The organism is Lysinibacillus sp. EB271-A1-10B, assembly GCF_058791335.1.
In genome coordinates this window covers 1-12,242 of record NZ_JBYTDL010000020.1, presented here as the reverse complement: position 1 = coordinate 12,242, position 12,242 = coordinate 1, and the positions used below count along the sequence as shown (strand labels likewise).

Below are 12,242 nucleotides of genomic sequence, written 5' to 3'. Positions count from 1 at the left end.
GCCTTCGTGACCAACCTCGTGTTGGCCCGAGACCCTGGAGCGAGCAACGCGAGTGAAGCGGCTCATCGGACGCCCCCAGGAAAGCGCTCAGTCGAAACGGAAATCAACCCCTCGTTTTGCAGAAGATCCATCCTTTATTTCATTGACCCAAATAGGTTTTCAACAATATGAAAAATTCGCACCCTGAGAGGAGTGCGAATTTTTTTCATTAATCGCTAAGCAAGCGTTTGAAATAGCTTTTGCGAATGAATAAATAACTAATGAAGAACAATGCAAAGAAGCATAAAGAGCTCATCATAGAGACTTGTAAAAATGCTGTGGAAACCATTGTTCGCATGGCAAATAATGTAGCAAATAACATCGTAATAGCTATCGCGAATGGTACAAATATAAGGATGGCTAGCTCTTTAGAAACAACTGTGAATAACTCTTTTTTAGATAGCCCAAGTTTCCGTATACCTTCATACTTTTCTTTTTCTTGAAGAAGTGTCGTTTGTAAATAAAAGTAGAGTATACTCATTGCCGCACTTAAGAAAATCAAACTCAACATAGAGCCGATAAAAAACATAACACTTTTTGTAAACATCTCCGTGTCGTACAGGTCGATTTTTGAAGTTACATAACGTTCCTCATGTATATGTGGGAAATCCTCAATAATCTTTTTCGCCAGCTCTGTATGTGCCGTCCAATTGATAAGCTCAAATAAGTAGGCTTTGTAGACAGGATATTCGATACTGTTATAAACATCATCAGGTACAATGAAATACGTTTGTTGGAAACCTGTTGTTAATAGATTTTTTTCATTTACAGATACAAGCTTAAAATGCTTTAGATATTTGTCATCATTTACATCAGTAATTGGTAATGCTTTACGATTACCAGCAACTGCTATAACTTCATTTGCACCTATGCTAACCTTTTCGTTGTGTAACAAGTTATAATCAGAAATTGACATGTAGCCTATACGAAGTTCTTCATTTGATTTAAATTCAATAAAATATTTTTGTGAATCCACTGCGGATAATTGTTTTTCAAGATTTTCAATATCAGCTTCTACCTTACTTGGGTCAGCCTTAGGAGGGGCAATATACTGAAAGCTGTATGGATAATTTGCCTCACTATCCTTTTCAACATTATAGTAAGAGCTAAACAAAATACTTGTACTTAAAAAGACACCGCTTAATAAGAGAGTGATTAAAAAGAGCATATTTGCGTGCGATTTCATTTTCGCATTAAGATTGGAAGCCAGTAGCATATTCGTTCGTTTCATATAAGCTGAGGATCTCTCAAAAGCCTTTAGCAAGAAGAGCATTCCTTGTGAGATGATTAGATAAATTGTAGAAAGAATACTCACAAAAAACACCGTGTAGTATAGAATGCCGAGGCTATCTACAATGTCAGGATTGATTTTTGATAAATAAGCTAGAGTGGCAGTAATAATAAGACTAATGACTAATAAAAGATAATGTGGTTTTATCGATTTTTCAATAACAGCATCACTTTTTAATAATTGAATGGACGCTTCTTTATTAATAAATCTTGTCATTATTTTTGAAATCACGACGAATAATACAAGGAATAAACCAATAGTTAAACCAATCGCTTTAATAGGCATATACATACCGAAAGTTTCTGCCTTTAAAACAACCTTGGCACCCATTAAGAAGAGAGGGGCAATGACAAGACCAAGAATAATGGCTGTAATAATCGCCATGATACCGATTAGTATATTTTCACGAAAGACTAACGTACGAATTTGTTTCATCGATGCACCAGTAATCATAAAAATACCTAGTGTTTTTGTTTTTTTCTTTAAAAAGGCCATTATTGAGTACGCAATGAAAAGAAATGAAAATAAATAAACGAGTATACTCGCCAACATTAATGAAATACCAAGTGATGAGTTTGAATCTACACTATTAAGACTTGGATGAAAAGCGATGACTGCAAATAGAAAGAAAATAATGATAGAGAACATACTACTGAGGAAATACGAAACATAGGTCCATTTATCACGTAAAATGTTTTGAACAACGATATGATTAAAGCTCATGCTGTCCACCACCTAAAAAAGCAAGTGTGTCCATGATTTCCTGGTAAAATTGTTTGCGATTATGACCACGATGAATTTCGTTATATAATTTACCATCTTTAATAAATATAATTCGACTGGCGAAGCTTGCTACATAAGGATCATGTGTCACCATTAAAATAGAAGTTTTCAGTTCAGTATGAATCGAACTAAATAAGTGCATGACATCGTTTACTGCTTTTGAATCGAGATTCCCTGTAGGCTCATCTGCCAACAATAAACTTGGCTTATGAATAACCGCACGAGCAATAGCTACACGTTGTTTTTGCCCGCCAGAAATTTCATAAATTCGCTTTGGCAGAAGCTCTTCAATTCCAAGAAATTGAGATACATGTTGAAGTCGTTGCTGCATTTTATCGGCAGGTAAGCTATCTAATGTTAACGGTAATAAAATATTTTCTTTCACCGTTAACGTGTGGACAAGATTGAAATCTTGAAAGACAAAGCCTAATTCTGAACGACGGAACTTTGCAAGTTCTTCATCATCTAAAGAATAAGGATTCCTATTATTGATAAGAATTTCACCAGCGGTAGGACGATCGATTGTTGACACGCTATTTAAAAATGTAGTTTTTCCACTTCCTGAAGGCCCCATAACGGCTACGAATTCATTCTCACCAAGCTGAAAATCTATGCCATTCAACGCCTTGTATGTGATTTCCCCGATATATTCTTTCTGCAAATTGGTCACTTGTAGAATCGAGCTTCCCATTTTTGAACAACTCCCTTACTTCGATTGAATAGCTTAAGTATAAAGAAGGAGCGGCATTTTACCTATTTGGCTAAATGACGTCAATATGACAATGTTGTCATATTGGGCGTATAATTATGTTTTTTTTACGCTATTTGAAAAGTCTATGGAAAAGTTCGTGACTTCCTCATGGGATTGTAAAGTAAAAGGGTGCTCTAATATAGTTAAAATTTTTTTCACTAAATACAAGCCTATACCTGTTGCTTCACCGCTCATTCTACCTTTCATGCCTGTATAAAATAAATCAAAGACACGTGAAATTTCACTCTCCGGAATTGTTTCTCCACAGTTTTGAATGCGTAAAGTAGCTTCGTCGTAAATGATTTGAATAGAGCTCTCAGACTCAGCATATTTAATGGCGTTATTGATGATTTGATAAAGCACAATCTTTAACCATTTACGATCTGAATAAATAATTGTATGTTCATCAATCGTCACTTTTGGAAAAATTTCTTTGGCGATGAAATAATCCTTTAAATCATTAACAACTTCCTTCGTAAGCTCCTTTAATGAAAGTGCTTCTATTTTTAAATCAGCCACTAGATTGGACGTGCGTTCATAAGTTAGTAGCTGATTCAAGGTAAACGTCAGCTTATCACATTCCTGATTAATTGTTTGTAAGTACTCTGATTGGTTAGTTGCATTAGATTGGATCATCAGCTGAATAACCGACAATGGTGTTTTCATTTGATGGGCAAAATGTGAAAGTACAAGCTGTTTTTCTTTCCCTTGCTCCTCTAGATATTGCTGCTGTGTTAAGTATAGATATTGCATTTGTCGTAGTTTTTGGCTATAGGCTTGCTCCATTGTAGCCTGTGGTTCATGCAGATAGAGGTCATCGCCTGTTAATGTGCTCTTCTGTAAATGAGTATAGAGCTTTCTTCTTCGAAAATAACGTCCAATCAACCAAACGATAAATAGGAAGCTCACGAGAAATATGAAGTAAAGATAGTGCGAAGCTAAATCATCCAGGGAATGAATAATCCAAGGTAATAATAGAAAGCTTACACAATAAAGAATAATTACACTTACATGATCTCGAAAGAAGAGCTTCATTCTTCTGCCTCCACTAATTGATAGCCAAGTCCGCGAATTGTTTTAATTTCTAGTCTAGATTGGATTGCCTCGAATTTTTTGCGTAATCGGCCAATATTAACTGATAAAGTGTTTTCCTCAACGAAGGATTCATCATCCCAAATAGCACTTAACAATTTTTGACGAGGAACAACATTAGGATAAGCTTCAAATAGTAATGTGCTAAGCTGCATCTCTTTTAATGTTAGTAGGCTCTCATGCTTTTCGGTGTAAAGACGAACTGTATTAGCATTTAATGTTGTATTTGCGATGGAAATCGAATTAGAATCAGAGGAAGCATATTCTCCATATGTACGACGAATAAGACCATTCACCTTTGCCATAAGCACATCTAGTGAGAAGGGCTTCGTAATAAAATCATCCGCACCATTTTCAATACCATATACTTGATCGATATCATTAACACGAGCAGATACAATAATAATAGGGCAGTTGGATAACTGGCGGATTTTGCGCGACCAAAAGTACCCATCATAGGTTGGTAAGTTAATGTCCATAACAACGAGATGGGGTTGAATTGCTTGGAATTCTTCTACTATTTGATTAAATTGTTGAACGGTATAGCATTCAAATTGATATTTTGATAAATGCTCCTCAATGGTTTTTGAAATATTGATATCGTCCTCTATTATGTAAATTTTGTACATAGTATCGACCTTTCCTTTTTTTGCTCATCACCGAAAGTTGGGAATAACATTTGTTTAAAACGTATGTCATGGAAATCAACCCCACGTTACGCTGAGTAGCCTTCTTCTTATTTATATATTTTTAATGTACCCTGATTTTAAATAATCCATTAATATTCTCTATTGAGTAAAGTAATTGTAACTTGAAATTATAAAAAAGAGCCACCACAAACCCAATTGGGAATGTGATGACCTCTTTTATTTATTTTTTTGGAATGTGGAAGGTGATAGTTGTTCCTTCATTTAACGTGCTATTAATTTGTAACCTCTGTCCGTAAATCCTTTTAAGTCGTAAATCTGTATTACGTAGCCCAACACCAGAACTTGGCGAATAGCTACCGGATTGTAGTTCATCTAATAGATTTGAATCAATCCCAACCCCATTATCTATAACACTTACTGCAACATGATTCGGACAATTCTTTATACGAATACAAACTGTACCGCCTTCTTCCTGTTTTAATACACCATGAACAACTGCATTTTCCACTAAAGTTTGTAAGGAGATAGGCGGGATTTCAATATTTATATTGTCATCAATATCCCATTCGATATTTAGTAAGTCTCCAAAACGCTGCTGACTAATATAGAGATATGACCGTACTAGCTCTAACTCATCCTTAAGTGATACTACTCGCTGTAAATTCCGCACATCGAAGCTGGCATGTAGATATTCACCAAAATGATGCATTAAGTCAATCATTCGGTCTGTATCGATCGTACTAAGTGATGCAATTGAGTTTAATGTATTAAATAAAAAATGAGGTTGTATTTGGGCCTGAAGCCAAGCTGTTTCTAAATGTAGTCGTTGATTGATACTATATTTTAAATCGATTAGGGCTCTACTCCTTACCTTTAACTCTAAAGAATTAATGGGCTTTGTCACATAGTCATTTGCACTATGGGCGAAACAAGTATAAACATCCTCGGAACAATTTCGAGCCGTTAATATTAAGACAGGTAATTCAAGCAATGAGTAATGCTCTCGAATAATTTCAGTTAATGCATAGCCTGATATATAAGGTAACATCGCATCAATAATGACTAGATCCCAATCTTCTTGCTGTAGCAATTCTAATGCCTGCTCACTGCTAGTAACTGTAGTAACAGCATATTCCGAAGTTGCAAATAAGCTACGCATAATTGTTAAGTTAATAGGATCATCGTCAATCATTAAAATGTTGAATTGCTTTTCCGTTATAGATGATGAATTTTTTTCTTCAACAAGAAGATGCGTGTCCTCTTCCTCGATATAGGATTGCTCCTCATTAACGTTTTCATCTGCTAATGGTAAGGTGAAAAAGACATCCGATCCTTTGTTAGGAATAGAGTGTATTTGTAAAGTTCCTCCATGTAATTCGATCAGCCTCTTTGAAATTAATAATCCAAGGCCGATTCCATCATTATTATCATTTCCTTGTTCGTAGGGGGAAAATAGACGACTTTGGATATCATCATCCATTCCTAGCCCGGTATCACGAATATGGATAACAGCCATATTATTTTCGATTTGGGCGCTGATTTTTATAGATCCTGCACTCGTATATTTAATAGCATTGTGTAGGAGATTAAAAAGAATTTGAATCAATCGATTTTCATCGGCCACCACATTAGGGAATGCCCTAGGAATTGTTGAACTCATTTGAATCTGTTTACCGATTGTTATAAAACGTAACAAATCAAAAACGCCATAAACTGTACCTTGAATGCTGACGTTCTGTTTATGGAGATGCAAGTTACCTTCTTTTAAACGAGTAAAGTCTAATATGTCATTTAATGAAAATGACATGCTTCTCCCGATATCAATAAGATGTTTTAGGTTTTGTTTATCATCATCCATAAGCTTATTGTTTGGATTATCGTAAATGGATTGCCCTAACGTAATCATTTTATTCATAGGATCCCATAGTTTTTGTGAGCTACTGGATAAAAATTCATCCTTCAAAGCATCGTCTTTTTGTAATTTAGCAATCAATTGATTAATCTGCTCTTTATTTTCAAAAAAACGTTTAAACCAATAACCTGAAAAACCAAGCATGATAAACAAATAATCGAATGGATACATTGGTATATCATAAAAATAGTTGGATTTGATATATGCCCATATGATGCCGTTTAATGTTCCGAGAGCCGTCAATGCTATAAATGCAGTACTCTGTTTTTGATTTTCAAGATACTCTCTTAAAGCGAGTACTACTACAGATAAAAATGAAATGACATACAGTATAAAGTAAAAAGAATTTATTGAGTATAACCAATTAACTGGTAAGACGATAGTGAAAAATGCTGAAAGGGCGTAGAAAGCGAAGAGCCACTGAAAGCATTTAGCATGATGATATTTGACTAGTAAAACACGCATAAATTGAACAAAGAAAAAAGAAGCCCCGAGATAAATGATAGTAGATAGTTTGAATGACCATACATAATTGAGATGTAACCAATCGAGCATAGATTGATCGTATGAAATTAACTCATCTGCTAAAAGTAAAAGAAAACCTATTGTGAACAGTAAAACAATTGGTCTTGGATAAATAAATAAAAACACAAGGCTGCTAAAAAGTGCGAATAATAGTAGTGTTATTGAGATTGTAGCAAGGGATAAATCATTTATAATTTGGCGATTTTCCATAGCTACAGCAGAGCCAAATAAAATTCTTTTATTAATGGTAAGACTTTCTGATGTATCGAAATTAGACACGTGTAAAATTAAGTCAATTTCAGGCTGCTCATTTGTAAAGTAAAGCGTATAAGGAGTAGCTTGGCCTTGATGACTTTGTGAATCGGTAGCTACTTTTCCAGACTGTTCAACCAACTTCCCATTAAGATATAATGCTGAAGCAGTTGACACGGAAGGAATCTCAACGGCATAACGATTATCTTTGGGGGCAGTGTCATTGAGTAAGATTTTTAAACGGTATGAACCGTATCGTTCTGCAGTTGCCTCAGAATCTCGCGTGGGAATCACCCGGGTAGCTTGTTCAAACGATTGGAGAGATTTGTTATGAGCAGTGTTTAACGGATCTATTAATAATCCGGGATAGTAGAGCCATTCTCCATCTAAGTTAAGAACTTCTTCATCGGATAACTGCTGATCCCGTAGATCAAATACACCTTCCTTGGCAATCGTTTGTTCACTGGAAGGGAAAAAATAGGCAAGCCATAGTATACGAAGTGTAGTAAGAACTATAAAAATTAAAATGATGAAAAGCGAATGTCGTATTGTCGCTTTTTTTAACAGTGACATAAGAACCTCCGAAATTTACTTTATGTATTAAAAGGCCTATATTCACCATGCCATGAAATTTAGAAAATGGGAATAAAAAATTTATAAAAAAGATACTTTCAGACTAATCAGAAAGAGTTGATTTTCGCTTCGGGCTACTCACTTTCACACGAGAATAGCGTGAAATCTTAGCTCCTGCCTATTGTATGTGTCAATTATATTTTTGGGTGAATTAGTTTTCATTAAGGGGTGTGACGAATGATTTCAAGGGGAGAGATAATATAGTGTAGGTAAATTCAAGTTAAAGCCTCTGGACACATTCATGCAGAGTCATATTGATAATACCTGTTCGCCAATAAGATTAGGCATCGAGGGTATCTTCTCGATGCCTAGAATTATTCAACAGATATAGCGTTAAACAGCTCAGTTGTTTCTTGCTTTGGTAAAATACCGAGATCCGACATCAAGATACTTTTAAAGGTGTTGTAAACCTTTACTGCACCTGCTCGATGATCAACTTCTATATAGTGCCTCATTAGCTGTTGGATGGTTTTATCGGAATAGGGGGTATGTTCTACTGTTAAAAGTAATATATGCTCTCGTTTTTCCGCATCATCAATTGATGTATAGTGCTCTAATAAATCATGAAGTAAAAGAGTAAATTTGTTGTTCATAAAACTTGCTTTACCAGTAATCCAGGGATAATCTAATGAGGACATAAATTCGCCTTGGTAATTTTGTACGAGCGCCTCAGCTCTCCCTACATCAATCTTACCAGTCTCCGTTTTATCATTTAAAATATGCTCCAAGTTATGGGCATCACATTGAAAATCCTCTAATTGCAAAACATAGCAGCCGTTTGCATACTGTATGACTTCTGAATAACCTAATGCTGAAAGCGTGGTGCGTAGATAGGAAACTGTTGTATGTAACTGTACTCGTGCCTTTTTACATTCCGTGTCTGCCCATAAAGCTTCGATGATTGTATCGCGAGGAACATGACTATTAAGATTGGAAAGAAGAAAGGCAAATAATTCTTTTGTTTTAAGCGTTCTCCAATGGACTGCTTTGTCATTATGTAAAACAACGAATCCTCCAAAGCATTGGATCGTAAGTGCGGGTTTATTTCGTACTTCTATAGGATTCGGTTTATTTTCTAGGTGAAGGAGTTCTTGGATTCTATTAATAGTTGTCTCTAGACGAGCTTTTGAAATAGGCTTTAATAAATAGTCAAGGGAGTGAATTTCAAATGCTTGTACTGCATAGTCTCGATACGCAGTGACAAATACGATATAAATATTTTTGTTCCATTCTTTTAAAAGCTGTGCAATCTCTAAACCGTTCATGCCAGGCATTTCAATATCTAAAAATGCCACTTGGAAATCCAAGCTTGGCCCTATTGCAAGCAGATCTTTTACAGTCGTAAAAGATCTAACGACCTCTATTGAATTAAATTCCTTTAACTTTTTCTCCATGTTTATAAGCGCTAATGGCTCATCATCCATTACTATCGCTCGAATCAAAAAGGCCACCAACTTTCTAATGTTTATTAACCTGATATCAATTATACCTCAGTGAAGTAGGTTAAATTAAAATATCAATGACTGACCCTTTTTACGGATGTATGGTCTCTTGCTGCTGCAGTATTAGATTGACCACATTTTGCATAACACCCATTTGTAAAGTATGTTGTAGCTCCATCATCTGAGAAGACATTATTGAATTAATTTTTACCCTCCATTCCTCCTTATTATCGGATGAAAATACTTATTTTCCAACATATAAAGATTGCAAATAGAGTTCTAATATTTCCTCCATAAAATTGTTTATTTACCAAAAATATATTTGCACTTGTATATTTTTCCGCAATTTTAGCAATAATTCGTAATATCAGGTCTGTTGTCCTGAATGATTGCTTGTATTCTCTAGCATTAAGAGCCTAAATCTAGTGTGCTAGCAGAAGACTGCGAAATAATAAAATGTGGAGGTTACAAAAATATGAAAAAACAAGCTTTAGCTTTAGCGGTAACATTAACCTTGGGATTAAGTTTATTTGCCAGTCCATCATCTGCAAAGGACAAACTCACTTTTATGCCATTCGATGCATTTTGGGGAATCTCGAAAATTTACAATTTAACTTTAGAAGATTATGAGCCAATGATCGACTCAGAAGCAAGATGGTTTTATCCAGAGCAAAATTTAAATATAGCCGAAAAGAAAAATGATAATTCGCCGAAAGACCAACACTTTGTTGAGGCCGGAGATACTTTATTTACAATTGCACGTGAAAATGATGTGTCAGTGGAAGAATTACAGGAATGGAATAACCTTGCATCTGCTGATCTAATTTATGTAGGTGAATCATTGGCTATCAATGCTTCGGCAGCAAAACCTAAAACGTCCGAAAGCAAACCTAAAACGGTAGCAACGACATCAAGTAAAAAGCAAGCGACAGCTTCAAGTAATAAAGTTGCAACAGCTAGTACAAAATCTGTGAGTGCTCCGACAACTACGGGAAAAACGTTCACAATGCGAGCAACAGCCTATACCGCGTATTGCGAAGGATGTTCGGGAATTACAGCGAATGGAACAGATATAAGATCGAATCCAAACTTAAAGGTAATTGCTGTAGATCCACGAGTAATTCCTCTTGGGACAAGGGTTTGGGTTGAAGGTTATGGTGAAGCAATTGCAGCAGATACTGGTGGAGCGATAAAAGGTAATAAAATTGATGTATTTATTCCTACCGAGGGACAAGCTCGTCAGTGGGGCGTCAAAAATGTAATTGTAAAAATTTTAAATTAATGTATTTGAGAGGGTGTCTCCTTGAACTGAAGATACCCTTTTTATATTGTTTAAAGTTTACTACTCCTTAATCAATGATTTGCAAAATTCCCATTGAACTTGCATAAGTGGAAGGATTGTTGGAAACCATCAAAAAGAGGAGGGATTTTTATGAAAAAAATGAGCTTAATAATAATTTCTTTATTAGTATTTGTCGGTGGTTGTAGTTTCTTTGAAAAGAAGGAGCAAAAAGTGGCAGTTAACGCAAATTCAGGACTAACTGCAACCGCGAAAGTAATTGGTAAAAATAATGAAAGTTATGGCAATGCATATTTTGAGGAAGAGGATAATGGGGTTAAGATGACACTCGCACTATCAGGATTGCCAGCAGGAACACATGGCATTCATATTCATTCCGTTGGGAAGTGTGAGCCACCAACATTTGAATCAGCAGGTCCTCATTTTAATCCAACGAGTAAAGAGCATGGGAAGGATAACCCTAAGGGATATCATTTAGGAGATCTTCCAAATTTAGAAGTTGGAGAAGATGGTAAAGTGGATTTAAACTTTTTGGCTGAAGGGCTAACATTAGAAAAAAATGCTGCTAACTCATTGTTACGAGATGGGGGAACGACATTAATCATTCATGAATCAGAGGATGATTATAAAACAGATCCTTCAGGTAATTCTGGTGCTAGAATTGCTTGTGGCATTATTCAATAAGGACAATAAATCGACTGTATCTAAAGAAAATCACTTTAGATACAGTTTTTTGTTTTAAGGGTAAAAATCGATGAAACTTTTAGTTCATCACCATAACGTGAGGTTGATTTTTGTTCCGGCTGGGCACTTTCTTACCTCCAGTCAAGTGATCTTAGATAAATTTTATGCGAAGAATTGAATTTGTTTAGGTGGGAGGGGTACCCCTTCCAATCTCACCTGTGTTGTTAATGATAGAGACAACTATACCTCAAATTATATGGGGAGTATTCACAGCTACAGGAATGGTAGCTATAGGTGCGGGAGTAATCGGATACTGGTATCGCAAAATGCTTTGGTTTGAACGCATTATTGCGATTGCAGCTGGTTTACTTCTTATCTATTCAGAAAAGTTTTCAGATTGGGCAGGTTTAGCCATCTTTATTGCGATGTTTGTTATTCAGTATGTAACACAGCATAAAGGTAACGGTGATGACAATCAAAATGGTAAAACGAGTGTTACAGCTTAAGTAAAAAAGGGACGGGCTTCGGCCTGAATGAAAAAATAAGAATTTATCATTTTATAAGCATTTCTAAAACATGCTAATTTTAGTATGTTTTTTCTAATAAACCAAAAATTTAAAACTAAAAAGTAAATGTTTTTTTGAATTATGAGCATTCCTTGCAAGTTTATATATTGCGATAAAAGAAAGTGACCGCTCATAGTAAGCTACGGGAACGAGTAAGTTTTTTTCCTTTGGCAGTTAAAAAATGAGTGGAATAGAAGCACTTACATAACTTAGCGAGAAATTTCAAGGAAAGTCATTATCAAAATATGTTCAAAAGCTAGCAAAAGTTGATTTGTATCTTTTGGGTATGATTGCTAGTGTTAACAACTATAGGGAGATAACA

The 12,242-nt window shown here is 35.4% G+C and carries 9 protein-coding genes; 3 read left to right on the top strand and 6 right to left on the bottom strand.

Going from position 1 to position 12,242, the window contains the following annotated elements:
• Nucleotides 1-208 precede the first annotated feature (208 nt).
• The 6 genes from AC3WSK_RS20055 to AC3WSK_RS20030 form a co-directional block, all read right to left on the bottom strand.
• A complete protein-coding gene (locus AC3WSK_RS20055; RefSeq protein WP_427484535.1) occupies nucleotides 209-2,053 on the bottom strand; it encodes an FtsX-like permease family protein in 1,845 nt (614 codons plus the stop codon).
• Nucleotides 2,043-2,804, bottom strand: coding sequence for an ABC transporter ATP-binding protein (locus tag AC3WSK_RS20050; RefSeq protein ID WP_079563058.1), 762 nt, complete (start codon nucleotides 2,802-2,804; stop codon nucleotides 2,043-2,045). Before AC3WSK_RS20050 ends, AC3WSK_RS20055 begins: the two co-directional genes overlap by 11 nt.
• 114 nt (nucleotides 2,805-2,918) lie before the next feature.
• A complete protein-coding gene (locus AC3WSK_RS20045) occupies nucleotides 2,919-3,899 on the bottom strand; it encodes a sensor histidine kinase (RefSeq protein ID WP_492414396.1) in 981 nt (326 codons plus the stop codon).
• Nucleotides 3,896-4,585, bottom strand: a complete 690-nt coding sequence (locus AC3WSK_RS20040) for a response regulator (RefSeq protein WP_427484537.1) — start codon at nucleotides 4,583-4,585, stop codon at nucleotides 3,896-3,898. The genes AC3WSK_RS20045 and AC3WSK_RS20040 overlap by 4 nt, the downstream gene beginning before the upstream one ends.
• A 241-nt stretch (nucleotides 4,586-4,826) precedes the next feature.
• The gene (locus AC3WSK_RS20035; protein ID WP_492414395.1) at nucleotides 4,827-7,868 is read right to left on the bottom strand and encodes an ATP-binding protein; all 3,042 of its coding nucleotides are present in this window, start codon (nucleotides 7,866-7,868) and stop codon (nucleotides 4,827-4,829) included.
• 374 nt (nucleotides 7,869-8,242) lie between these two features.
• The gene (locus AC3WSK_RS20030) at nucleotides 8,243-9,370 is read right to left on the bottom strand and encodes a response regulator (protein ID WP_079563061.1); all 1,128 of its coding nucleotides are present in this window, start codon (nucleotides 9,368-9,370) and stop codon (nucleotides 8,243-8,245) included.
• A gap of 475 nt (nucleotides 9,371-9,845) precedes the next feature.
• Between AC3WSK_RS20030 and AC3WSK_RS20025 the strand changes: the two genes are divergently transcribed.
• The 3 genes from AC3WSK_RS20025 to AC3WSK_RS20015 all read left to right on the top strand — a co-directional run bounded on the left by AC3WSK_RS20025 (nucleotide 9,846) and on the right by AC3WSK_RS20015 (nucleotide 11,860).
• The gene (locus tag AC3WSK_RS20025; RefSeq protein WP_427484540.1) at nucleotides 9,846-10,652 is read left to right on the top strand and encodes a 3D domain-containing protein; all 807 of its coding nucleotides are present in this window, start codon (nucleotides 9,846-9,848) and stop codon (nucleotides 10,650-10,652) included.
• 150 nt (nucleotides 10,653-10,802) lie between these two features.
• Complete coding sequence (locus AC3WSK_RS20020) at nucleotides 10,803-11,354, top strand: superoxide dismutase family protein (protein WP_427484541.1); 552 nt, start codon at nucleotides 10,803-10,805, stop codon at nucleotides 11,352-11,354.
• 227 nt (nucleotides 11,355-11,581) lie between these two features.
• Nucleotides 11,582-11,860, top strand: coding sequence for a hypothetical protein (locus tag AC3WSK_RS20015; RefSeq protein ID WP_240518348.1), 279 nt, complete (start codon nucleotides 11,582-11,584; stop codon nucleotides 11,858-11,860).
• The last annotated feature ends 382 nt before the right edge of the window (nucleotides 11,861-12,242 follow it).

What these genes read in the sequence shown, in the direction of transcription:
- AC3WSK_RS20035 (WP_492414395.1), bottom strand. Translation starts at nt 7,868, where the DNA reads ATGTCACTGTTAAAAAAAGCGACAATACGACATTCGCTTTTCATCATT.
- AC3WSK_RS20045 (WP_492414396.1), bottom strand. Translation starts at nt 3,899, where the DNA reads ATGAAGCTCTTCTTTCGAGATCATGTAAGTGTAATTATTCTTTATTGT.
- AC3WSK_RS20040 (WP_427484537.1), bottom strand. Translation starts at nt 4,585, where the DNA reads ATGTACAAAATTTACATAATAGAGGACGATATCAATATTTCAAAAACC.
- AC3WSK_RS20015 (WP_240518348.1), top strand. Translation starts at nt 11,582, where the DNA reads ATGATAGAGACAACTATACCTCAAATTATATGGGGAGTATTCACAGCT.
- AC3WSK_RS20020 (WP_427484541.1), top strand. Translation starts at nt 10,803, where the DNA reads ATGAAAAAAATGAGCTTAATAATAATTTCTTTATTAGTATTTGTCGGT.
- AC3WSK_RS20055 (WP_427484535.1), bottom strand. Translation starts at nt 2,053, where the DNA reads ATGAGCTTTAATCATATCGTTGTTCAAAACATTTTACGTGATAAATGG.
- AC3WSK_RS20050 (WP_079563058.1), bottom strand. Translation starts at nt 2,804, where the DNA reads ATGGGAAGCTCGATTCTACAAGTGACCAATTTGCAGAAAGAATATATC.
- AC3WSK_RS20025 (WP_427484540.1), top strand. Translation starts at nt 9,846, where the DNA reads ATGAAAAAACAAGCTTTAGCTTTAGCGGTAACATTAACCTTGGGATTA.